This is a genomic window from Burkholderia sp. Ac-20349, assembly GCF_017104865.1.
In the GTDB taxonomy this organism is placed as follows: Bacteria; Pseudomonadota; Gammaproteobacteria; order Burkholderiales; family Burkholderiaceae; genus Burkholderia; species Burkholderia aenigmatica.
The window spans coordinates 76,739-97,380 of the sequence record NZ_JAAGPM010000013.1 but is presented as its reverse complement, the minus strand read 5'-3'; the positions used below and the strand labels follow the sequence as shown (position 1 = coordinate 97,380).

The following is a 20,642-nucleotide window of genomic DNA, read 5'->3' as shown; positions in this document are numbered from 1 at the left end:
GGACGCCGGGCGACCTGGACCTGATGGAGATCAACGAGGCATTTGCGGCGCAGGCGCTGGCGGTGCACAAGCAGATGGGCTGGGACACGTCGAAGGTGAACGTGAACGGCGGGGCGATCGCGATCGGGCATCCGATCGGCGCGTCGGGCTGCCGGATCCTGGTGACGCTGCTGCACGAGATGGTCAAGCGCGACGCGAAGCGCGGGCTGGCGTCGCTGTGCATCGGCGGCGGGATGGGTGTCGCGCTCGCGGTCGAGCGTCCGTAACCGGCCATTCGCGACCCGCGAACCGAATCCGGGTGCCGGCCGATTGCGGCTTCGGCCGGCGTCCCGTGAAGTCAGAGGGGGCCTCAGGCAGCTCTCGAAACCAAAAAATGGAGTGAGATTTATGTCTCAGCGAATTGCGTACGTAACGGGCGGGATGGGCGGCATCGGCACCAGCATCTGCCAGCGTCTGTTGAAAGACGGCTTCAAGGTGGTCGCAGGTTGCGGCCCGAACTCGCCGCGCCGTGTGAAATGGCTCGAGGACCAGAAGGCGCTCGGGTACGATTTCATCGCGTCGGAAGGCAACGTCGGCGACTGGGACTCGACCAAGGAAGCGTTCGACAAGGTCAAGGCCGAAGTCGGCGAGATCGACGTGCTGGTCAACAACGCGGGCATCACGCGCGACGTCGTGTTCCGCAAGATGACGCACGAAGACTGGACCGCCGTGATCGACACCAACCTGACGAGCCTGTTCAACGTGACGAAGCAGGTGATCGACGGGATGGTCGAGCGCGGCTGGGGCCGGATCGTCAACATTTCGTCGGTGAACGGCCAGAAGGGGCAATTCGGCCAGACCAACTATTCGACCGCGAAGGCCGGCATCCACGGCTTCACGATGTCGCTCGCACAGGAAGTCGCGACGAAGGGCGTGACGGTCAATACCGTGTCGCCGGGCTACATCGGCACCGACATGGTGAAGGCGATTCGCCCGGATGTACTCGAGAAGATCGTCGCGACGATCCCGGTGCGGCGTCTCGGCGGGCCGGAGGAAATCGGTTCGATCGTCGCGTGGCTCGCGTCGAACGATTCCGGTTTCGCGACGGGCGCCGACTTCTCGCTGAACGGCGGCCTGCACATGGGCTGAGCGTCCGCGCTGCGCGGGCCGGGTGGCCGCGCAGCCGGGCGTGTTCCGAAGGCCCCCGCCTCCCGGATTCGGGCGGCGGGGATTCGTCACTTGCGCTACGCTGCACTCAAAGGCGTTACATGACTACTACAAAGAAGACGGCCGAACGGCTCATCAAGAAGTACCCGAACCGCCGGCTCTACGATACCGAGACAAGCACGTACATTACGCTGACCGACGTGAAGCAACTCGTGCTGGAGCAGGAGGACTTCAAGGTCGTCGATGCGAAATCCAACGAAGACCTGACGCGCAGCATCCTCCTGCAGATCATCCTCGAAGAGGAAAGCGGCGGCGTGCCGATGTTCTCGTCGTCGATGCTGTCGCAGATCATCCGTTTCTACGGGCATGCGATGCAGGGCATGATGGGCACGTACCTGGAAAAGAACATCCAGGCGTTCATCGACATCCAGAACAAGCTCGCGGATCAGTCGAAGAACCTGTACGAAGGCAATGCGATGAATCCGGAAGTCTGGTCGCAGTTCATGAACATGCAGGCGCCGATGATGCAAGGGATGATGACCAGCTACATCGAGCAGTCGAAGAACATGTTCGTGCAGATGCAGGAGCAGATGCAGAACCAGGCGAAGTCGATGTTCAGCACGTTCCCGTTCAAGCAGCCGGGCGCGACGGAGCCGGAAAAGAAGTAACGGTTTCGCGGCAGGCCGACCGCGGCGGGCAACCCGTCGGGCGTCGGTGCCGCGAAGCCACGCGGTGCGGGTCGGCCGATCGTGCATACGGGCGCGACGATGTGCGGCCGCTGCCTGCCGAACCCTCTCGCCGACGGTCGTTCATGGCCGTCGGTACCGAATGCGCGCGCCGGGTCGGGCGTGCATGACCGTTGTCCAGTCGATCGAGATCCAGCTACCTACGCAGGAAACCCGGAACATGCCACGCCGGATGGTGTGCATTCCTGCCGGCGCGCGTACCATGAGCGGCGCTGCACGGCGAAGCATGGACGCTGCCTTCGGCGAAATGCGTATCGGCGACCGGGCACGACAGGCCGTGATGGGCAATGCGGCATCGATGCAGTGCGACCAAGAAAAACCGATTGAGAGAGAGCATGCGAGGGATTCGAATGGCATGGGCCCGCAGGCTGGCCGGTCTTGCTGCGATATTCACGATGGGCGTTGGCGTGGCGGTACCGGTCTTTGCGATGGATTGCGCGAAAGCCGTGCAACCGATCGAGAAGCGCATCTGCGCGAACGCCGTGCTGCGCGCGGCCGACGCGCGCATGAATTCGGCCTATGCGGGTGCGTTGAAGGCCGCGCCGGATACCGCTATCCGCGACATGCTGGTGCGTAGCCAGCGCCGCTGGATCGACGCGCGCAACAACCGTCTCGACGCCGATTACGAAGGCCACCCGCTGGCCGTCGACGAAGTGCGCAAGGCCATCGATCGGCGCACCGCCGTGCTGGCCGATCAATCGAGCAAAGGCTTGATCGCGCGTGCGCAGGCCGAGCGCCAGTGGCTCGCGAAATATACGGGCGGCCCGCTCACCGGTTTCGATGCAAACTGCGATTTCCTTCCCGACGATGCGAGTGGCGCGCACGTTACCTACGCGTGCTTCGGCGCGGTCCATGTGCAGCATCGGGCGCGGGTCTGCAGCCAGAGCGAGGACTGGGCGACCGGTGCGGTCTATCAGTACCGGTCGGTGAGCGCGGCGGACGGCGGGAAGGTGCGCCCCGTGGCGTTCTGCGAAGCGCAGGCGCATGGGAGTGCGTGCGACAACGGTGGAGCGCATTCGGCGTGGATGCGGGCGGGGACGTCCGGTGGCGATAATCACGCGTCAGCGCCGGTAGCCGGGTTGCCGCAACTCGATGCGGAAATGTGGCCGATCGGTGATGGAGACGATGCGATGTGGTTCGAACGATGCCTGAAGGCGTCAGTGTTTCCGGACATGCGGTGACGTGCCGTATCGAGTGTTCGAGCAAGGCCCGCCTCGGCGGGCTTTTTCGTTTCCTTAGTCCGCGTCAGGCGCAGCGGATGTCGATCGATTGATCGTTTTGATGCCAGGTCGAGCGAGCGGGCGAGATGATTCGCGATGCCGGGCGGCAGGCAACCGCCCAGCGGCGAAGAGGGGCGGACGGTATAGTCGGAATCCCGCAACGTCCGAATGTCATTCATGGGAAACAACACGCTCCGCGTCGTCGTGGTCGGCGGCGGCATCGTCGGCGCATCCACCGCATGGCATCTTGCGCGATCGGGCGCGCAGGTCACGCTGCTGGAACAACAGGTGACGGCCGCAGTCGGCGCGACTCACTGGTCGTTCGGCTGGGTGGGTACCGGCAGCGCGCTTCCTTCTGAAAACCCGTCCAGCTTCTCCCGCACGCTCGCAGCGCTCCCTGAGTTCGCCCGGCTGGCGCGCGACCTGGGCCCGTTGCCGGTGACGACGCGCGGGGCGCTCGTCTGGCTGGACACGGATGCGCAGACCTCAGCATTGATCGACGAACAGCGCGCGGCCGGCGTGCACATGGAAGCGTTGGGCCGTCGAGAGGTGGCCCGGATGGAGCCGCGTCTTGCGCGGCTTCCCGAGTTGATTGCATGGGCACCGGACGATTTCGTGGTCGAGCCGATCGACTTGACGCATCAGTTGCTGGCCGGTGCGCATGCGGCCGGCGCGCAGGTTCGGTGCGGTTGCGCAGTCGACGCGGTCGAAACGCGCAATGGACGCGCTGTCGGTGTGCATACCGCGCATGGGGATGTGCCGGCGGATGTCGTCGTCCTGGCGAATGCCGCTTCCGCGGTTGCCATCGCCGCGGGCCTGGGCGTGGCCTTGCCCGTTCGCGAGAAGCCGGCCGTGTTGATGCGTTTCGCTGCCGAGCCGGGTCTCATCAGCCGCCTGCTCTACGGGCAGGATCTTGAAGTGCGTGTCGGCCCGTCGGGCAGCCTGGTGTCGGCCGCGGATGCTCCGGATGAGGGCGACAGCGGGCTTGCCGCGCTCGCTGCCCGTACCGCCTCGGACATTTCAGCGCTGTTTGCCGATCCGCCGACCCTGACGCCGCTCTCCGCGAAATCGGCGCTTCGGCCGATGACGAACGACGGGGTGCCGATCAACGGATTTCTGCCGGGTGTTGCAGGGGTTTATGCCGTCGTCGCGCATCCCGGCGTGATCCTGGCGCCGCAGCTTGGGCGACTGGCAGCGAGCGCGATCACGGGCGCGTAATTCGACGCACGCGCCCGTCAGGAAGATCAGGAAGGGGTGACACGCGTCGTGATGCTGCGCGCAGCGCCGGGGGCGGCGCTGCAGCGTTGTCGGTTCAGACGGGCGTCACGCGTCTCGCGTAGTCCGTCAGTGCACCGGATCGAAATCCTGCCCGTCGTCCGACGGAGGCAGGTCGAGCACGAGCTTGACGGCGCTGTAGTTGGCCTTGAGCGAAAACACGCGGCCGATCACGAAAAACGTCTGTCGCGAATTCTCGAGTTCGACGAAGTCGCCCGGTTGCGGCACATGCGCGCCCTGGTCATACGAAAAGCTGGTGCTGGTCTGTTCGCCGATGGCTTCCGCTGCGTGCTCGGTGAATTCGATCGTGATGTGGGTGGTCATGCGAGCCCCGTTGGGTCGATTGAAAAGGATGGACGCGTGGATTTTCTCATAGCGGGCTGCGGCGACGGGGCGATTCTTGCTGGCTGACGGGCGTTGGGGACAGAGCCGCAACGCGGCTGCGCCAGAAATGAAGGGGCATATCGGAGCAGGCTCGGCAGCAGGCCCGGAACGCGCCGGGCATTCGAGCGGGCGACGCGTATCGTCGTCAACCGCTCGTTTTTGGATCGCCGGACACTAAATCGCTGTAAACTCACGCTTTTGCTGCCACGCCCCCACATTCCAGATGTCCCAATCCCCCAAAGTAGGGTTCGTCAGCCTTGGCTGCCCTAAGGCTTTAGTCGACTCCGAACAGATCATCACGCAACTGCGCGCCGAAGGTTATGAAATCTCCGGCACCTACGACGGTGCCGACCTCGTCGTCGTGAACACCTGCGGCTTCATCGACGAAGCCGTGCAGGAAAGCCTCGACGCGATCGGCGAAGCGCTGACCGAGAACGGCAAGGTGATCGTCACCGGTTGTCTCGGCGCGAAGTCGAGCGCGAGCGGCTCGAACCTGATCGAGGAAGTCCACCCGAAGGTGCTCGCCGTCACCGGCCCGCACGCAGTGGGCGAAGTGATGCAGGCCGTGCATTCGCACCTGCCGAAGCCGCACGACCCGTTTACCGATCTCGTGCCCGCGGCCGGCATCAAGCTCACGCCGCGCCATTACGCGTACCTGAAGATTTCGGAAGGCTGCAACCACCGCTGCACGTTCTGCATCATCCCGTCGATGCGCGGCGACCTCGTGTCGCGCCCGGTCGCCGAAGTGATGCTGGAAGCCGAGAACCTGTTCAAGTCGGGCGTGAAGGAACTGCTCGTGATCTCGCAGGATACGAGCGCGTACGGCGTCGACGTGAAGTACCGCACGGGCTTCTGGAACGGCAAGCCGATCAAGACGCGCATGACCGACCTGGTCGCCGCGCTCGGCGAACTCGCCGCGCAGTACGGCGCATGGGTGCGCCTGCACTACGTGTATCCGTATCCGAGCGTCGACGAAGTGATCCCGCTGATGGCCGAAGGTCCGTTCAAGGGCCACGTGCTGCCGTACCTCGACGTGCCGTTCCAGCACGCGCATCCGGAAGTGCTGAAGCGCATGAAGCGTCCGGCGAACGCCGAGAAGGTGCTCGAGCGCGTGCAGAAGTGGCGCGAGATCTGCCCGGACCTGACGATCCGCAGCACGTTCATCGCGGGCTTCCCCGGCGAGACGGAAGAGCAGTTCGAAACGCTGCTCGACTTCATCCGCGAGGCGGAACTCGATCGCGTCGGTTGCTTCGCGTATTCGCCGGTCGAAGGCGCGACTGCAAACGAACTCGACGGCGCGTTGCCGGATGAAGTCCGCGAAGAGCGCCGCGCGCGCTTCATGGAAGTTGCCGAGGAAGTGTCGGCGAACCGCATCCAGCGCAAGGTCGGCAAGACCCTCAAGGTGCTGATCGACGAAGTCAGCGAGGAAGGCGGGATCGGCCGCACGGCGGCGGATGCGCCGGAGATCGACGGCGTCGTCTATGTCGAGCCGGCGGCGAAGGCATCGAAGCGCTACAAGGTCGGCGATTTCGTGTCCGTAAAGATCACGGGTGCCGACGGCCACGATCTGTGGGGCGAGGTGTAAGCGATGACCGCCGCATTTCCGGAGATCCTCGCGCTCGGCGAGGCGATGATCGAATTCAACCAGTCGCAGCCGGGCCGGCCTGAATTCCTGCAGGGCTTCGGCGGCGACACGTCGAACTTCTGCATCGCCGCGGCGCGCCAGGGCGCGTCGACGGGCTTCGTGTCGGCGATCGGCGACGATCCGTTCGGCCGCCTGCTGGCCGACATGTGGCGCGCGGAGCGCGTCGATACGACGTACGTGCGGATCGACCGTGCGGCGCCGACCGGCGTGTATTTCGTCACGCACGGCGCCGACGGTCACCAGTTCGACTACCTGCGCGCGGGCTCGGCGGCGAGCCGCTATGCGGTGGGCGACCTGCCGCTCGACGCGCTGGCTGCCGCGAAGGCCGTGCACCTGTCGGGCATCAGCCTGGCGATCAGCACGGCTGCGTGCGACGCCGCGTTCGCGGCGATCGACCATGCGCGCCGCCACGGCGCGAAGGTCAGCTTCGACACGAACCTGCGCCTGAAGCTGTGGCCGCTGCCGCGCGCTCGCGCGGTGATGCGCGAGGCGCTGCGCCAGACGGACATCTGCCTGCCCAGCTGGGACGACGTGACGGCGCTCACGGGCGCGAACGATCGCGACGCGATCGTCGACTCGATGCTCGAACACGGGCCGCAGGTCGTCGCGCTGAAGCTCGGCAAGGAAGGTGCGTACGTGGCGACGCCGAACGAGCGGCGCGTCGTGCCGGGCTTCACGGTCGAAGCCGTCGATGCGACGGGTGCGGGCGACTGCTTCGGCGGTGCCTTCGTCGCGCGAATCGTCGCGGGCGACGATCCGTTCGCGGCGGCGCGTTATGCGAACGCCGCCGCGGCGCTGTCGACGACGGGCTACGGTGCGGTCGCGCCGATTCCGCACCGCGATGCGGTGGAGCGCCTGATGCAAGGCTGATGCGGCTTGCGCACGCCGGCCACGGCACCGCACGAACGATTCATTCGATCAGCAGGATGAGGAGCCGACATGCAACGTGAAGGGGTGGTGGTGAGCGGCGTGCGTACCGCGATCGGCGATTTCGGCGGCAGCCTGAAGGACATCGCGCCGATCACCGTCGAGGCGCCGTACGAGTTGCAGCGCATCGGCGGCGGGCAGCGCATCGCCGCGATTTTCGAGCGAATCTGAAGCAAGGAGCAACACAAGGTGGGTCGATATTCGCAATGGCAACGGGCGCTCGTCGTCGCGGGCACGCTGGCGGCGGGCATGGTGATGCCGGGCGTGAGCGCGGCGCAGGCCGTCGCGCCGGGCGTGCAGCAGGATGAACCGGCACTGGCGCGGCCGCTGAAGCCGAATCCCGAGTTCGCTCGCCTGCCGCGCTACGAAGGCACGCTCGGCGACCGGCCGATCGTCGTGCATCTCGGCCCGAAGACGGACGAGGAAGGCGTGCACGGCGAATACCAGTTCGCCGATACGGGCGAAGTCGTGCTGCTCGCGGGCGATCGCGATGGCGACACGCTCGAAATCGAAGAGTCGAACGACGGCACGAACATCACCGGCGTGTGGATCGGCCGCTTCGACGCGACGGGCGACCTGAAGGCCGACCGGATGAATTCGGACGAGTCGGATCCGCAGCCCGTCGTGCTGCGGCTTGCGCCGGGCAAGCGCGCGGCGCTGCAGGTGCGCGACGGCCGCGTGCAGGAAATCGAGACGGTGGGCGGCGTCGTCAACCTGCGCACCGACGACTGAACCCGCGCTGGCTCGGTGCGCGCGGCGCGCATTGTACCGGGCCAGCCGCGCCGATTTTGGCTAATCTAGCGACATATTCCGCAACCGAACGGCCTCGTGCCCGGCTTCCTGTCATGACTGCATCCACTCCCAAGCGCGCGCTGCAAACCCGTATCGTTCAACCCGACGACGTGATCCCGGAAGGCTTCCGTTCGTTCGTGCCGCCGGTCGCGCGCGCGTCGACGGTCGTGTTCCCCGATCTCGCGACGATGCGTGCGCTCGTCTGGCACAACGACAACCAGTGGCGCTACGGGCTGCATGCGACGCCGACGTCGCTCGCGCTCGCGCAGCGGCTCGCCGAGATCGAGGGCGGCACGCATGCGCTGCTGCAGCCGTCGGGCCTCGCGGCCATCATGAACGTCTACTTCGGGATCGTGAAAGCCGGCGACGACGTGCTGATTCCGCACAACGTGTACGGGCCGAACGCCGATTTCGGCAATTGGCTCGCGAAGGATTTCGGCATCACCGCGCGCTTCTACGATCCGCTGATCGGCGCCGGCATCGCCGACCTGATCCAGCCGAACACGCGGCTGATCTGGATCGAGGCGCCCGGCTCGGTGACGATGGAAGTGCCCGACGTGCAGGCGATCGCGGCGGCCGCGAAGGCACGCGGCGTCGTGACCGCGATCGACAACACGTTCTCGGCCGGGCTCGCGTTCAAGCCGTTCGAACACGGGGTCGACATCTCGGTGCAGGCGCTGACCAAGTACCAGTCGGGCGGCAGCGACGTGCTGATGGGTGCGACGATCACCGCGAACGCGGAACTGCACGCAAAGCTGAAGCTCGCGCGGATGCGCTGCGGCGTCGGCGTGTCGGTCGACGATTGCTCGCTCGTGCTGCGCAGCCTGCCGAGCATGCAGGTGCGCTTCGACGCGCACAGCAAGAGCGCGCTTGCGCTCGCGCAATGGCTGAAGGCGCGGCCGGAGATCGCGGCGGTATTGCACCCGCAGATCGCCGATTGCCCGGGGCACGCATCGTTCGTGCGCGACTTCACCGGCGCGGGCGGGTTGTTCTCGGTGGTGTTCGACGAGCGCTACAGCGCGGAGCAGGTCGACCGCTTCGTCGAGTCGCTCGAACTCTTCGCGATCGGCTGGAGCTGGGGCGGCGCGTGCAGCCTTGCGATGCCTTACGACGTCGCGTCGATGCGTCCGGACTGGCCGCATCGCGGCACGCTGGTGCGTTTCTATGTCGGCCTGGAAGACGAAGCCGACCTGCGTGCGGACATCGAGCGCGCGATGCAGGCCGCGCTGGGCTGATCGCTAGCCGATTACGTTCAGCAGAAAAACAAAACGCCGGCGCGATGCAATATCGCGCCGGCGTTTTTCATTGCGGATTCCGCAGGATCAGAACAGCCGCAGCAGCCCGTCGAGGCCGACGTGATCGAACGCGACGGTCGCCGCGTCGCGCACGACGGGCTTCGCGTGGTACGCGACCGACAGCCCGGCTTCGGCCATCATCTTCAGGTCGTTCGACCCGTCGCCCATCGCGATCGCACGGCTCGGCTCGAGGCCGAGCGACGCGCAGGTTTCGCGCAGCAGGCGCGCCTTCACGTCGGCGTTGACGATCTCGCCGAGCACCTTGCCGGTCAGCTTGCCGTCGACGATCTCGAGCGTGTTCGCATGCGCGTAGTCGAGGCCGAGGCGCGCCTTCAGCCGCTCGGTGAAGAACGTGAAGCCGCCCGACACGAGCAGCGTCTTCATGCCGGCAGCCTTCACGCCGGCGAGCATTTTCTCGGCGCCCGGCGTCAGTTGCAGCCGCTCCTCGTACACGCGTTCGAGCGCGTGCGCGTCGAGCCCGGCCAGCAGCGCGACGCGGCGCGTGAGGCTTTCGTTGAAGTCGCGGATCTCGCCGCGCATCGACGCTTCGGTGATCTCGGCGACCTGCGTTTTCAGTCCGCAGAAATCGGCGATCTCGTCGATGCACTCGATCGTGATCAGCGTCGAATCCATGTCCATCACGGCGAGCCCGAAATCGCCGAGCGTGCGGCCGGCCTCGACGAACGCGAAGTCGAGTGCGTGCGTGCCGCAGTACGCGTCGATGTCGAGGCGTTGCGCCGGGCTCGCGTCGTCGATCCGCAGCGCGTGATCGTCGATCCGCACGATGCGGGTGCCGCGCGACAGCGCGAGCAGCGGTTTGTGATGGGCGTCCGACAGCGGCGCAAGACTCTGGATGACGAGGTTGTGGGTCATGACGGGATGGTTGGGAAGCGAATGAAATGCGTATGCGGCCAACGGACAGCCGCCTGCCGATGCGGGCCCCGTCCGGCGTCGGGCCCTTGCGTGGCGAACGCGCCATTGTAGCCGGTTGGCCGCGCGCGGCGGTCAGGGGCGGATCGAAACCGCGCGCGGTGCGGCGGTCATTGCCTGTCCGCGCGATCCCAGTACGGCGGATCGCCGAAATGCTCGGCCAGGAACGCGATGAAGGCGAGCGTTTTCAGCGGGACGTGCGCGCGGCTCGGGTAGACGGCCCAGATCGCGATGTCTTCCGCGAACGGATAGTCGTCGAGCACCGTGACGAGCGCGCCGCTCGCGAGCAGCGGGCCGACGTCCCAGGTCGACTTGATCGCGATCCCGAAGCCGTCGACGAGCGCTTCGCGGATCGCCTCGCCGTTGCTCGCGACGAGCCGGCCGCCGACCCGCACCGTGAGCGGGCCTTGCGGCGTGGCGAACGACCAGTCGCGCTGGTCGCCGAGGATCACGCACTCGTGTTGAGCCAGGTCGGCCGGATGGCGCGGCGTGCCGTGCTCGGCGAGATAGGCGGGCGAGCAGCACAGCACGCGGCGGTTCGCGGCGAGCTTGCGGGCGACGAGCGTCGAATCCTTTAGCGTGCCGAGGCGGATCGCGACGTCGTAGCCGTCGTCGACGAGGTCGACGATCTCGTCCGACAGCCGCAGGTCGAGCGACACGGACGGATAACGGCGCAGGAACGCGGGAATCACCGGCGCGACATGCTGGCGGCCGAACGACGACGACATCGACACTTTCAGCCGCCCGTACGGCTCGGTGCGGCCGTGGCCGACCGACGCGCGCGCGGCGTCGGCGGCCGACAGCAGCGTATCGGCGTGTGCCATGAAGACTTCGCCGTCCTGCGTGAGGCTGATGCGGCGCGTGGTGCGGTGCAGCAGCCGTGCGCCGAGCTGGCGCTCGAGCTGCGCGATGCGGGCGCTCGCGACCGCGGCCGACACGCCGAACTCGCGCCCGGCCGCGGTGACGTTCGCGAGCAGCGCCGCGCGCACGAACAGCGCGACGTCGAGCAGGTCGAGCGGTTTGTCGGGGGCCGGAATCGGATCGGAGGCCATTATTCTGAAAATCCTGAAAATGTTTCAGGAAATATAGCGGTTTTCTCAAATGATCGGGTTGCCTACGATGACGTTCATGGGGCCGCGCCGTGGCCCGGAGGATTTCCTGAAGGAGTTTCGTGATGAAAGCCGTTGGACTGACCCGTTATCTGCCGATCGACGACCCGCAGGCCTTGCTCGACGTGGAGCTGCCGCAGCCCGTGCCGGGCCCGCGCGACCTGCTCGTGAAGGTCGAGGCGATTTCCGTGAACCCGGTGGACACCAAGGTGCGCGCGCCGAAGCCGCAGGTCGAGGACACCCCGCGCGTACTCGGCTGGGATGCGGCCGGCACGGTGGTCGCGGTGGGTGCCGACGTCACGCTGTTCCGGCCCGGCGACGAAGTGTTCTACGCGGGCAGCATCACGCGGCCGGGCGCGAACAGTGAATTCCATGCGGTCGACGAGCGGATCGCCGCGCTGAAGCCGCGCACGCTCGATTTCGCCGCGGCGGCCGCGCTGCCGCTCACCGCGCTGACCGCATGGGAAGCGCTGTTCGACCGGCTGCACGTGTCGCCGCAGGGTGCGGACGCCGGCAAGTCGGTGCTGATCATCGGCGGCGCGGGCGGCGTGGGCTCGATCGCGATCCAGCTCGCGAAGACGCTCGGCAAGCTGCACGTGATCGCGACCGCGTCCCGACCGGCCTCGGCCGACTGGGTGCGCGCACTGGGCGCGGATACGGTGGTCGACCATTTCGGCGACTTGCCCGCACAGTTGCGCGAGGCCGGGCATCCGAACGTCGACTACGTGCTGATTTTCAACGACACGGATCGTCATTTCCCTGCCGCGGCGGAAGTCATCCGGCCGCAGGGCGGCATTTGCACGATCGTCGAGAACGACAAGCCGGTGCCGGTCGAACTGCTGAAGGCGAAGAGCGCCGCGTTTCACTGGGAATTCATGTTCACGCGTGCAATGTTCGAGACGCCGGACATGATCGAGCAGCACCGGATCCTCGGCGAAGTGGCGCGGCTCGTCGACGGCGGCACGCTGCGCACGACGCTCGGCGAGCAGCTCGGCCCGATCAATGCGGCAAACGTGCGGCGCGCGCACCAGGTGCTCGAGGCCGGGCGCGCGATCGGCAAGCTCGTGCTGAGCGGCTTCTGAGCCGGCATCGCACGTAAGGTTGCGGCGCCGCGAACGCAAGCGGGGTAACACCCGATGCGTTTGCGGCGCATTGCCCGCCGCTTGGCGGTAGACTGGCAGCGCATCATGCATCGAAAACCGCGCGGCACGCGCGTGCCGCCGCATACCAAGGAGGTCAGCATGAGCCAACGCAGCTTGTCAGTCGCCGCATCGTGGTCGGTCGTGCTCGCGGCGGCGTGCGTCAGCGCGAGCGTATTCGCGGCGCCGCCGGTCAAGGGCAGCCTGAAGGGCGGCGGTACCGGACAGCTCGAATACACCGTCAAGGTCGACTCGAAGACCTTCGGCAATACGCAGGAGACCCGCAAGATCCGCTCGGGCGAGACGGACGACTTCAACTGGAAGTCGGTGCCGCCGAGCGGGGCGGTCGCGATGCCGGACGGGTGCCCGAACGCCGACAGCCTGCCGCGCGACGAGAACGGCGCAATGGTGCGCCAGACCCAGGTGCGGCTCGCGCCGTCGATCGACGCGAAGGGGATCGCCAACGTGCAGATGAGCTTCCAGGCGGCCGCGCCGAAGGGCACGCGCAACGTGACGGTCGGCGGCAAGTCGCTGCAGTGTCCGGACGTCGTGTCGGTGAGCCAGGTGAAGTGGGTGTCGATCTCGACCAACGGCGGGTCGAAGTCCGTCGCGATGAGCGATGGCACGAAGGTGACGGTGTCGATCAAGCGCTGAGCGGTGCGCGCGGGCCGGTGCCGGAGCCGGTGCGCGCACAACGGCTTCGACTCGCGCCTGCCCCGCGCACGTGACCGTTTCGTGTCGCCGTCACGGTGAATTCTCGCGACCTGCTTCGCGGTAGCATGCTGCCTCAGCGGCATGGCAGCCGTTCGACGTACGACAGCATCGCGTGGCGACCTGCGTGACGTCATGCGACTGTCACGCTATGCTCGCCCGCATCATCACCTTCCTGTCACGACATCCCGATGAATTACCGAATGCGCGCGTGGCTGTGTGCCATTGCGTTCGTCGCCGCGCACGCGCACGCGGCCGACGATTGTGGTTTTGTGAAAAAGGTCGAGTTGCCGTCGCGGCAGCAGGTGGCCGTCGTGTCGAGCGGCGCGCTCGAGCCGTGCTCGACCGGCAGTTACGCGGTGCGCGTGTATTCGACCGCGCATGCCGCTCCTGGCTTCGATACCGACGATTACGTGACGGGCGCGCTGCATGCGCGTGACGGTACGGTCACCGATGCGTTCACGGCCGACCTCGGTGCACGTGCGCCGCAGGCGCTCGTCGTGACGACGCGCTCGGCCGGCAGCGGCGGCTATGTCGGTGCGCAGGCCTATGTGACGACGCCGCGCGCGGTGCGGCTCGTTGCGTCGGTCGACGGGCTCGCGCCGGACGCGGACATCGCGGCCGCGTTGCGGCAGGCGCTCGGCAAGCGCCGCGGCGTGCGCTGACCGGCGAACCGCGCGAACGCATCGCGCGGTGACGCCGCGTGTCAGTGCGCGCGTTCTTCGAGCCGCGCGGCGAGAAAGCGGTGATCGGCCGAGAACAGCCGGCGGTAGGTCATCAGCACCGCACCGACGGTGCCGAGCGCGGAGGCCGCGGCAATCAGGAACATGATCACGATCTGGTAGCGCACGGCCTGCAGCGGCGACTGGCCGGCCAGCACCTGGCCCGTCATCATCCCCGGCAGGCTCACGACGCCGACGACGGCCATCTGGTTCAGCGTCGGCAGCATGCCCGCCCGCACGGCCTGGCGTGCAGCGTCCTGGGCCGCTTCCCAGCGCGTCGCGCCGAGCGCGAGTGCGGTTTCGACACGGTCGCGGCGCGCCGTGAGCTCTTCCATCATCCGTTCGACGCCGAGCGACACGCCCGTGAGCGTATTGCCGAGAATCATCCCGAGGATCGGAATCGCGTATTGCGGTGCGTACCACGGATGGATGCGGATCACGACGAACAGGCCGACCGCCGCGACGAACCAGCTGCTGAACCAGATCGACGCGATGCTGTCGATGCGCTGGCCGCGATACGTGCGCTTGCCGCGCCCCGCGCCGGCGAACCCGGCGATCAGCGTCATCAGTGCGGTGAGCGGCAGCACGACGTACCAGTGCGGATGGCCGAACACCCAGCCGAGCACGTAGCCGATCGCGAGCAACTGCACGACGGTGCGCACGGCCGCGAGCCCAAGCTTGCGGCCGAGGCCGAGCGACAGTGCCATCGAGATCGCGCCGTTGACCGCGACCAGCGCGGCGGCGATGCCGACGTCGACGAGGCTCAGGTCCTGCAGGACGGGACTCATTGCGTTGCCTCCGTCGGGTTGGCCACGTGCATCACGCCGGCCTGCATCACGAGCCGTATCGTGCCGATTCGCGCGGCCTGGGCCGGATCGTGCGAGATCCACATGTACGCGCGGGCGTCGGGCGCCGCGTCGAACCATGCGCCGACGAGCGCCTCGATCGCGCGCGCCGATTCGGGGTCGAGCGCGGACGTCGGCTCGTCGAGCAGCAGCACGTCGGGATCGAGTTGCAGCACGCGCAGCAGCGCGGCGATCTGCGCTTCGCCGCCGGACAGGTCGCTCGCGCGCTTGTCGAGAAAGTCGGGGCCGCGGCCGGCCTGCGCGGCGAGCGCTTCCGCGCGCGCGCGATCGAACCCAACGTCGCGATAGATCGCGAGCGAATACGGATAGCGCAACTGCGATTCGACGGTGCCGTCCATCTGCGCGGGGCGCTGGCGTACATAGGCGACGCTGCGCCGGTAGCGCGGGATCGCGCTGCGCCGGATCCCGTGGCCGCGCCACAGGATGTGGCCGCCGTCGAGCGGATCGAGCAGCGCGAGTGCGCGCAGCAGCACGCTCTTGCCCGACCCGGACGGCCCGGTGATAGCAATTCGCGATCCCGCTGCGAGGCTGAAATCGGTCGGGGCGAGCAAGGTCTTGCCGCTGCTGGCGTCGCGCCGCGTGATGCGCTGTGCATCGATGAGGCCGGTGGGGGCTGTCATGTCACAAATGAAAAAAAGCGTTAATGGCGCCGAAACGTCACCAGGGCGTGCGTCATAATACCGATTGAAAAGCCGCGGGTGTCGTGCGCCGTTCGTCCACGCAAGCGGCCCGGCATGGTGCGGCAACATTTCAGAACAACAACGGAACCGCCATGACGCTAACCCGAGCCATCGGCAAATCGGCTGCATGGATCGTCGGTATCGTCGCGGTGCTCATCGCGGCGGCCGGCGTCTTTCTCTTCGCCTTCGACTGGAATCGCGCGAAGCCGTGGGTCAACGAACAGGTCACAGCCGCACTCGGCCGCCCGTTCGCGATCAACGGCGACCTCAAGGTCGGCTGGCGCCGCCCCGACGGCGAAACCGGCTGGCGCGCATGGGTGCCCTGGCCGAGCTTTTCGGCCACGCACCTCGAAATCGGCAACCCCGACTGGGCGAAGACGCCCAAGTTCGTCACGCTCGATGCCGCGCACTTCGATCTCGCGATCCTGCCGCTGCTCGCGCATGAAATCGTGATCCCGTCGATCGACGTCGTGAATCCGGCCGTCGACCTCGAGCGGCTCGCGGATGGCCGCAACACGTGGACCTTCCAGTTCAAGCAATCGGCGCAGCCGTCGCCGTGGAAGGTGCGGCTCGACAGCTTCGGCTTCGCGAAGGGTACCGTCACGTATCGCGACGCGATCACCAAGGCCGACCTGACCGTCGCGATCGATACGCTCGGGCAGCCGATTCCGCTCGGCGACGTGCTGAAGGAGCAGGAGCAGACGTCGCGCGCGGCATCGGCGCAGCGTGTCGGCAAGCACGGCGCCGCGCAGCTGAGCGCGAAGGCCAACGCGGAGGCCGCGTCGAGCGCTTCGGCCGCGCAGGCTGCGAGTGGCGCGTCGGTGGCGGGTGCGTCTGCTGCGTCTGCCGTGGCTTCGTCCTCGTCCTCGTCCTCGTCCTCGTCCGCGTCGTCCGCCTCTTCGAAATCGGCCGCTGCCGCCGCGTCCGGTGCCAGCGGCGCGAGCAGCGTCGCGGCGCCCGCGAAGCCGTCCGGCCCGACCTATGCGTTCGGGCTGACGGTCGACGGCCGCTACAAGAACGTGCCGATCAGCGGTACCGGCAAGCTCGGCGGCGTGCTCGCGATCCAGGACGCGTCGCGGCCGTTCCCGCTGCAGGCCGACGTGAAGGCCGGCGACACGCGGCTCGCGATCGTCGGCACGCTGACCGATCCGATGCATCTCGCGGCCATCGACCTGCGGCTGTGGCTGCAGGGCACGTCGATGTCGCATCTCTACCAGCTCAGCGGCATCACGCTGCCCGATACGCCGCCTTACGCGACCGAAGGGCGGCTGATCGGCAACTTCAAACGGAAGGCCAGCACGTTCCGCTACGAGAATTTCAACGGCCGCGTCGGCGGCAGCGATCTCGGCGGCACGCTTGCGTACGAGCAGCGTGAACCGCGGCCGAAGCTGTCGGGCGAGCTCGTGTCGAACCTGCTGCAGTTCTCCGATCTCGCCCCGGTGATCGGCGCGGATACGGCCGCGAGCAAGGCCAAGCGCGGCGACACGACGAAACAGCCGTCGAGCCGCGTGCTGCCGGTCGAGACGTTCCGTACCGACCGCTGGCGCGCGCTCGACGCGGACGTCAAGTTCACGGGCCGCAAGCTGGTCAAGAGTTCGGACCTGCCGATCACCAACCTGTACACGCATATCGTGATGCAGGACGGCGTGCTGTCGCTCGAGCCGCTGCAGTTCGGCGTCGCAGGCGGCACGCTCGCGACGACCGCGCATCTCGACGGCAGCGGCACGCCGCTGAAAGGCCGCTTCACGGTGGCCGCGCGACACCTGAAGCTCAAGCAGCTGTTCCCGGCGCAGAAGGTCATGCAGTCGGCGCTCGGCGAGATCAACGGCGATGCGTCGCTGTCGGCGACCGGCAACTCGCCGGCCGCGCTCGCCGCGACGTCGAACGGTGAAGTGAAGGCGCTCGTGACGGACGGCCGCATCAGCCGCCTGTTGATGGAAGCAGCGGGGCTGAACGTCGCGAACGTCGTCTACGAGAAGCTGTTCGGCAACAACGACGTGAAGATCAACTGCGCGGCGGTCGACTTCGTCGCGACCAACGGGATCCTCGACCCGAAGGTGTTCGCGTTCGATACCGACGACGCGCTGATCAACGTCGACGGCCCGATCAGCCTGCGCGACGAAACGCTGAACCTGAAGATCCATCCGCACACGAAGGGCTTCCGGATCTTCTCGCTGCGCTCGCCGCTGTATGCAAAGGGGACGTTCAAGAACCCGGACGTCGGCGTCGATGCGGGCGCGCTCGCGCTGCGGGCCGGCGCGATGGTCGGGCTCGGGCTGATCAATCCGTTCGCCGCGTTGATCCCGCTGATCGCACCGAGCAACAACAAGGACGTGCCGTGCTCGGAGCTGTTCGGGCAGATGAACGCGAAAGCGGCGCAGCGGGCGGCGGCGAAGGCTGGCAAGTAAGGGAGCAGTGCGGCGACTGGCGGGGCGCTCAGGCGTGGCCGGCCGCCCCGCACGGCGGGTGAATTGGCGGGGCCGGAACGGGTGCGGTCGGCAGTTTCTCCGACACCTGCTAAAATACACGGTTTTCCGTCGATTTCTCTCTTAACGGGACCTGCCGTGCTTTCTACTGCCAACATCACGATGCAATTCGGGCCGAAGCCCTTGTTCGAGAATATCTCGGTCAAATTCGGCGAGGGCAACCGCTATGGTCTGATCGGCGCGAACGGCTGCGGCAAGTCGACGTTCATGAAGATCCTCGGCGGCGACCTCGAGTCGAGCGCCGGCAACGTCGCGCTGGAGCCGAACGTGCGTCTCGGCAAGCTGCGCCAGGATCAGTTCGCGTACGAAGACGTGCGCGTGCTCGACGTCGTGATGATGGGCCACACCGAGATGTGGGCCGCGATGACCGAGCGTGACGCGATCTACGCGAACCCGGAAGCCACCGACGACGACTACATGCACGCCGCCGAGCTCGAAGGCAAGTTCGCCGAATACGGCGGCTACGATGCCGAGGCGCGCGCGGGCGCGCTGCTGCTCGGCATCGGCATCGAGGAGAAGTTCCACACCGGCACGATGGCCGACGTCGCGCCGGGCTGGAAGCTGCGCGTGCTGCTCGCACAGGCGCTGTTCTCGAAGCCGGACGTGCTGCTGCTCGACGAACCGACCAACAACCTCGACATCAACTCGATTCGTTGGCTCGAGCACACGCTCAACGAGTACAACTCGACGATGATCATCATCTCGCACGATCGTCACTTCCTGAACGCGGTGTGCACGCACATGGCCGACATGGACTTCGGCACGCTGAAGGTCTGGCCGGGCAACTACGACGACTACATGCTCGCATCGGCACAGGCGCGCGAGCGTCAGGCCGCGGCGAACACGCGTGCGAAGGAGCGCGTGGCCGAGCTGCAGGACTTCGTGCGCCGCTTCTCGGCGAACAAGTCGAAGGCCCGCCAGGCGACCAGCCGCGCGAAGCAGATCGACAAGATCAAGATCGAGGAATTCAAGCCGTCGTCGCGCCAGAACCCGTTCATCCGTTTCGAGTTCGAGAAGAAGCTGCACAACGTCGCGGTGGTGGCGGAAGACATCACGAAGAAGTACGAGCGCACGATCTTCCAGAACTTCAACCTGTCGGTGCAGCCGGGTGAGCGCATCGCGATCATCGGCGAGAACGGCGCGGGCAAGACGACGCTGCTGCGTTCGCTGCTCGGCGCGCTCGCGCTCGAGCACGGTACGGTGAAGTGGTCCGAGAACGCGAATGTCGGCTACATGCCGCAGGACACGTACGAGGAGTTCCCGAACGACATCACGCTGATGGACTGGATCGACCAGTACCGCAAGGACGGCGACGACGAAACGATGGTGCGCGGCACGCTGGGCCGCCTGCTGTTCTCGTCGGACGACATCAGGAAGTCGGTGAAGGTGCTGTCGGGCGGCGAGAAGGGTCGCATGATCTGGGGCAAGCTGATGCTCGGCCGCCACAACGTGCTGCTGATGGACGAGCCGACCAACCACATGGACATGGAATCGATCGAGTCGCTGCAGATCGCGCTCGAGCAGTTCGAAGGCACGCTGATTTTCGTGTCGCACGACCGTGAGTTCGTGAGCGGGCTGGCGAACCGGATTATTGAAGTGCGGACGGATGGGACGCTGTTCGACTTTGGTGGCAATTACGAGGAGTTCCTGACGAGTCAGGGGCAGGAGTAAAGCCGCCGGATTGTCCCAAGACCACCGCTCATGTGTCCCGGATTGTCCCGCGGAATTGTCCCGTTGGGACAGCGGCAACGCAGTTCTTAGAGGACACTAGAAGGGGCGCGTCAGGCGGGCCGCCAAAAACACGAAAGGCCCACATCGGCAGATTGTCGGTGTGGGCCTTCTTGCTTCGTGGCTGGAATATCGTGGCGGTCGGGATTGAGAGAGTCATTAATGGGCAGTGGCTATCGGTATATTGCAAGGACCCAATGACGCTCACTTGTTCTTGCACTTGGCGCAGAAGTAAACGCGATTCCCGTTGGCATCGGTACGAAACCAAACCTGCTTCCGACCAGAGCTATTCCAGCCGCGTAACTCAACATTGCATCTGGAACAAACCTTGGGTCCAAACGTTGATCCAGGCTTGTTTCTAAAAAGGTACGACAGTAGTAAGCATGGAACGAGGATAGCGATAGCAATGCCCGTAAAGATGTCCATAGCACTCTGAAGCCTTCGAGTATGTGGGGCAAAAGGGCTGGCGAACCGTGCATATGAAGCTCATGGCTTTCTAGGCAGGTCTTGTGAGTAGGCGCAGTCAATACGGTGACTTCGTTCCCCACTGGCCGGTATATGGATTTTGGTTCCCTTGGGTGGACCAGTTATCCAGTTTTGTGTCGTTCGGGTTGGTCTGGTAGTGCCCCTGAACGTAGGTGCCGTTTGAGCGCGTGTAGCCGTTGACGTAGTGCTCCCCAGGGGACGACCCGTAGAGATTCGAGCTCGGTGCGCGGTAACCGTAGCTGGAGGTATGCGCGTGTGTTGCGCCTGCGCTTACAAGAAGCGCGGCGAGAATGATCTTTTTCAAGGTGGTCCCCTGTAGCGTATCGGAAGTTGTTATCCCGCGCGTAGCAAATCC

At 66.2% G+C, this 20,642-nt stretch carries 20 protein-coding genes and 1 pseudogene; 15 read left to right on the top strand and 6 right to left on the bottom strand.

The features are described from left to right. The 5 genes and pseudogenes from G3N61_RS07385 to G3N61_RS07365 all read left to right on the top strand — a co-directional run. A pseudogene (locus G3N61_RS07385) lies at positions 1-266 on the top strand (acetyl-CoA C-acetyltransferase); the annotation flags it as partial. 121 nt (positions 267-387) lie between these two features. Further along, positions 388-1,128, top strand: a complete 741-nt coding sequence (locus G3N61_RS07380; protein WP_011352240.1) for a 3-ketoacyl-ACP reductase — start codon at positions 388-390, stop codon at positions 1,126-1,128. Between the two features lie 119 nt (positions 1,129-1,247). Next, positions 1,248-1,814: a polyhydroxyalkanoate synthesis repressor PhaR gene (phaR, locus tag G3N61_RS07375; protein WP_012363978.1), complete on the top strand. Its 567-nt coding sequence runs from the start codon at positions 1,248-1,250 to the stop codon at positions 1,812-1,814. A 473-nt stretch (positions 1,815-2,287) separates the two neighbouring features. Beyond that, positions 2,288-3,073: a lysozyme inhibitor LprI family protein gene (locus G3N61_RS07370; RefSeq protein ID WP_241017626.1), complete on the top strand. Its 786-nt coding sequence runs from the start codon at positions 2,288-2,290 to the stop codon at positions 3,071-3,073. 216 nt (positions 3,074-3,289) lie between these two features. Continuing rightward, positions 3,290-4,330, top strand: coding sequence for an FAD-binding oxidoreductase (locus G3N61_RS07365; protein ID WP_179258694.1), 1,041 nt, complete (start codon positions 3,290-3,292; stop codon positions 4,328-4,330). A 126-nt stretch (positions 4,331-4,456) separates the two neighbouring features. Here the strand turns inward: G3N61_RS07365 and G3N61_RS07360 are convergent, their stop codons facing one another. Continuing rightward, complete coding sequence (locus G3N61_RS07360) at positions 4,457-4,711, bottom strand: hypothetical protein (protein WP_043188332.1); 255 nt, start codon at positions 4,709-4,711, stop codon at positions 4,457-4,459. 283 nt (positions 4,712-4,994) lie between these two features. Here G3N61_RS07360 and rimO point away from each other — a divergent pair, with 283 nt between their 5' ends. The 5 genes from rimO (at position 4,995) to G3N61_RS07335 (ending at position 9,370) form a co-directional block, all read left to right on the top strand. Next, a complete protein-coding gene (gene rimO, locus G3N61_RS07355) occupies positions 4,995-6,356 on the top strand; it encodes a 30S ribosomal protein S12 methylthiotransferase RimO (RefSeq protein WP_027787268.1) in 1,362 nt (453 codons plus the stop codon). A gap of 3 nt (positions 6,357-6,359) precedes the next feature. Continuing rightward, complete coding sequence (locus G3N61_RS07350; RefSeq protein WP_205821986.1) at positions 6,360-7,286, top strand: sugar kinase; 927 nt, start codon at positions 6,360-6,362, stop codon at positions 7,284-7,286. A 69-nt stretch (positions 7,287-7,355) separates the two neighbouring features. Beyond that, positions 7,356-7,514: a hypothetical protein gene (locus G3N61_RS07345; RefSeq protein WP_205821989.1), complete on the top strand. Its 159-nt coding sequence runs from the start codon at positions 7,356-7,358 to the stop codon at positions 7,512-7,514. Positions 7,515-7,532: 18 nt separating this feature from the next. Next, the gene (locus tag G3N61_RS07340) at positions 7,533-8,075 is read left to right on the top strand and encodes a hypothetical protein (RefSeq protein WP_205821985.1); all 543 of its coding nucleotides are present in this window, start codon (positions 7,533-7,535) and stop codon (positions 8,073-8,075) included. A 113-nt stretch (positions 8,076-8,188) separates the two neighbouring features. After that, entirely contained in the window at positions 8,189-9,370 is a 1,182-nt protein-coding gene (locus G3N61_RS07335; protein ID WP_089450600.1) for a cystathionine beta-lyase, read from the top strand. An 87-nt stretch (positions 9,371-9,457) separates the two neighbouring features. On the opposite strand, the gene serB is transcribed toward G3N61_RS07335, so the two are convergent. Together serB and G3N61_RS07325 are read right to left on the bottom strand one after the other, a co-directional pair. Further along, positions 9,458-10,303: a phosphoserine phosphatase SerB gene (gene serB, locus G3N61_RS07330; protein WP_043188424.1), complete on the bottom strand. Its 846-nt coding sequence runs from the start codon at positions 10,301-10,303 to the stop codon at positions 9,458-9,460. 167 nt (positions 10,304-10,470) lie between these two features. Continuing rightward, entirely contained in the window at positions 10,471-11,412 is a 942-nt protein-coding gene (locus G3N61_RS07325) for a LysR family transcriptional regulator (RefSeq protein ID WP_089450599.1), read from the bottom strand. A 122-nt stretch (positions 11,413-11,534) separates the two neighbouring features. Between G3N61_RS07325 and G3N61_RS07320 the strand changes: the two genes are divergently transcribed. From G3N61_RS07320 to G3N61_RS07310, 3 genes are all read left to right on the top strand, one after another. Further along, positions 11,535-12,551 (top strand): zinc-binding alcohol dehydrogenase family protein, encoded by a 1,017-nt coding sequence (locus G3N61_RS07320; RefSeq protein ID WP_205821984.1) that lies wholly within the window; start codon positions 11,535-11,537, stop codon positions 12,549-12,551. A gap of 159 nt (positions 12,552-12,710) precedes the next feature. Next, the gene (locus G3N61_RS07315; protein ID WP_089450715.1) at positions 12,711-13,262 is read left to right on the top strand and encodes a DUF6013 family protein; all 552 of its coding nucleotides are present in this window, start codon (positions 12,711-12,713) and stop codon (positions 13,260-13,262) included. 248 nt (positions 13,263-13,510) lie between these two features. Further along, entirely contained in the window at positions 13,511-13,984 is a 474-nt protein-coding gene (locus G3N61_RS07310; RefSeq protein ID WP_205821983.1) for a PliI family lysozyme inhibitor of I-type lysozyme, read from the top strand. 41 nt (positions 13,985-14,025) lie between these two features. Here G3N61_RS07310 and fetB read toward each other — a convergent pair whose 3' ends face one another. After that, entirely contained in the window at positions 14,026-14,829 is an 804-nt protein-coding gene (gene fetB / locus G3N61_RS07305) for an iron export ABC transporter permease subunit FetB (protein ID WP_043188354.1), read from the bottom strand. Next, entirely contained in the window at positions 14,826-15,527 is a 702-nt protein-coding gene (locus tag G3N61_RS07300; protein ID WP_205821982.1) for an ATP-binding cassette domain-containing protein, read from the bottom strand. Before G3N61_RS07300 ends, fetB begins: the two co-directional genes overlap by 4 nt. A 152-nt stretch (positions 15,528-15,679) precedes the next feature. Here G3N61_RS07300 and G3N61_RS07295 point away from each other — a divergent pair, with 152 nt between their 5' ends. Further along, positions 15,680-17,995, top strand: coding sequence for an AsmA family protein (locus tag G3N61_RS07295; RefSeq protein WP_205821981.1), 2,316 nt, complete (start codon positions 15,680-15,682; stop codon positions 17,993-17,995). Between the two features lie 156 nt (positions 17,996-18,151). Further along, complete coding sequence (locus G3N61_RS07290; protein WP_043188363.1) at positions 18,152-19,744, top strand: ABC-F family ATPase; 1,593 nt, start codon at positions 18,152-18,154, stop codon at positions 19,742-19,744. 580 nt (positions 19,745-20,324) lie between these two features. Here the strand turns inward: G3N61_RS07290 and G3N61_RS07285 are convergent. Continuing rightward, positions 20,325-20,591, bottom strand: coding sequence for a hypothetical protein (locus G3N61_RS07285; RefSeq protein ID WP_205821980.1), 267 nt, complete (start codon positions 20,589-20,591; stop codon positions 20,325-20,327). Between the last annotated feature and the right edge of the window lie 51 nt (positions 20,592-20,642).

What these genes read in the sequence shown, in the direction of transcription:
- fetB (WP_043188354.1), bottom strand. Translation starts at nt 14,829, where the DNA reads ATGAGTCCCGTCCTGCAGGACCTGAGCCTCGTCGACGTCGGCATCGCC.
- G3N61_RS07380 (WP_011352240.1), top strand. Translation starts at nt 388, where the DNA reads ATGTCTCAGCGAATTGCGTACGTAACGGGCGGGATGGGCGGCATCGGC.
- G3N61_RS07360 (WP_043188332.1), bottom strand. Translation starts at nt 4,711, where the DNA reads ATGACCACCCACATCACGATCGAATTCACCGAGCACGCAGCGGAAGCC.
- serB (WP_043188424.1), bottom strand. Translation starts at nt 10,303, where the DNA reads ATGACCCACAACCTCGTCATCCAGAGTCTTGCGCCGCTGTCGGACGCC.
- G3N61_RS07315 (WP_089450715.1), top strand. Translation starts at nt 12,711, where the DNA reads ATGAGCCAACGCAGCTTGTCAGTCGCCGCATCGTGGTCGGTCGTGCTC.
- G3N61_RS07300 (WP_205821982.1), bottom strand. Translation starts at nt 15,527, where the DNA reads ATGACAGCCCCCACCGGCCTCATCGATGCACAGCGCATCACGCGGCGC.
- G3N61_RS07335 (WP_089450600.1), top strand. Translation starts at nt 8,189, where the DNA reads ATGACTGCATCCACTCCCAAGCGCGCGCTGCAAACCCGTATCGTTCAA.
- G3N61_RS07350 (WP_205821986.1), top strand. Translation starts at nt 6,360, where the DNA reads ATGACCGCCGCATTTCCGGAGATCCTCGCGCTCGGCGAGGCGATGATC.
- phaR (WP_012363978.1), top strand. Translation starts at nt 1,248, where the DNA reads ATGACTACTACAAAGAAGACGGCCGAACGGCTCATCAAGAAGTACCCG.
- G3N61_RS07370 (WP_241017626.1), top strand. Translation starts at nt 2,288, where the DNA reads ATGGGCGTTGGCGTGGCGGTACCGGTCTTTGCGATGGATTGCGCGAAA.
- G3N61_RS07310 (WP_205821983.1), top strand. Translation starts at nt 13,511, where the DNA reads ATGAATTACCGAATGCGCGCGTGGCTGTGTGCCATTGCGTTCGTCGCC.
- G3N61_RS07325 (WP_089450599.1), bottom strand. Translation starts at nt 11,412, where the DNA reads ATGGCCTCCGATCCGATTCCGGCCCCCGACAAACCGCTCGACCTGCTC.
- G3N61_RS07295 (WP_205821981.1), top strand. Translation starts at nt 15,680, where the DNA reads ATGACGCTAACCCGAGCCATCGGCAAATCGGCTGCATGGATCGTCGGT.
- G3N61_RS07320 (WP_205821984.1), top strand. Translation starts at nt 11,535, where the DNA reads ATGAAAGCCGTTGGACTGACCCGTTATCTGCCGATCGACGACCCGCAG.
- G3N61_RS07365 (WP_179258694.1), top strand. Translation starts at nt 3,290, where the DNA reads ATGGGAAACAACACGCTCCGCGTCGTCGTGGTCGGCGGCGGCATCGTC.
- rimO (WP_027787268.1), top strand. Translation starts at nt 4,995, where the DNA reads ATGTCCCAATCCCCCAAAGTAGGGTTCGTCAGCCTTGGCTGCCCTAAG.
- G3N61_RS07345 (WP_205821989.1), top strand. Translation starts at nt 7,356, where the DNA reads ATGCAACGTGAAGGGGTGGTGGTGAGCGGCGTGCGTACCGCGATCGGC.